Below are 846 nucleotides of genomic sequence, written 5' to 3'. Positions count from 1 at the left end.
ATGCACGGCCGGCCAGTCGACGAACTTGTCCGCGTCGCGCGTCTTGCCCGTGTCGGCCACCGTGTTGAGGAAGTCGAGCGCCGGATGGCCGCCGACGAAATCAGCTGCCCCCCATTCATTCGCATGTCGCACGGGTTCGTGTCGAGTAACCATTTATTTTCACCTATCGGTTTCACACCCGGACGATCCGGAGTAACCTGTTAACAACCAAAACAGGTTAGCACGGAGATGCCGATGCTCGAACTCGCCAACCGCTTCACCTTCGAAGGCCACCGGATTGCCTGGGGAACGTTAGGCGAAGGGCCGCCGCTCGTGCTCGTGCACGGCACGCCGTTTTCGTCGCAGGTGTGGCGGCGGATCGCACCGTGGCTCGCGCGCCGTCATCGCGTGTTCTTCTACGACCTGCTCGGCTACGGTCAATCCGACATGCCGGATGCGGACGTGTCGCTCGGCCGCCAGAACGCGCTGTTCGGCGCGATGCTCGACGAGTGGAACATTTCGCGACCGCGCGTGCTCGCGCACGACTACGGCGGCGCCACCGTGCTGCGCGCACACTTCCTCGACGGCGTCGCCTATGCGGATCTCACGCTCGTGAACCCGGTCGCGATCGCGCCGCAGGGTTCGCCGTTCGTGCGCCACGTCGCGCAGCACGAAGCCGCCTTCACCGGATTGCCCGCGTATGCGCATCACGCACTCGTGTCGGCCTATCTCGGCAACGCCGTCGCCCGGCCGCTGAGCGACGAGGCGCTGTCGATCTACCGCGCGCCGTGGCTCACGCCAGCCGGCCAGGCCGCGTTCTATCGCCAGATCGCGCAGATGCGCCAGCACTACATCGAGGAAGCCGAG

1 protein-coding gene and 1 pseudogene are annotated in these 846 nt (G+C 65.6%); one reads left to right on the top strand and one right to left on the bottom strand.

Features of this window, described 5'->3' with window-relative positions; all coding sequences use genetic code 11:
- Positions 1-153 (bottom strand): annotated as a pseudogene (locus L810_RS49935) (CGNR zinc finger domain-containing protein); the annotation flags it as partial.
- A gap of 81 nt (positions 154-234) precedes the next feature.
- Between L810_RS49935 and L810_RS11670 the strand changes: the two are divergent.
- The coding region (locus L810_RS11670) for an alpha/beta fold hydrolase (RefSeq protein ID WP_042974137.1) at positions 235-846 on the top strand (612 nt) is incomplete at its 3' end.

It is taken from the genome of Burkholderia sp. AU4i, assembly GCF_000466765.1.
In the GTDB taxonomy this organism is placed as follows: Bacteria; Pseudomonadota; Gammaproteobacteria; order Burkholderiales; family Burkholderiaceae; genus Burkholderia; species Burkholderia cepacia.
This window is presented reverse-complemented; position numbering and strand designations above follow the sequence as displayed.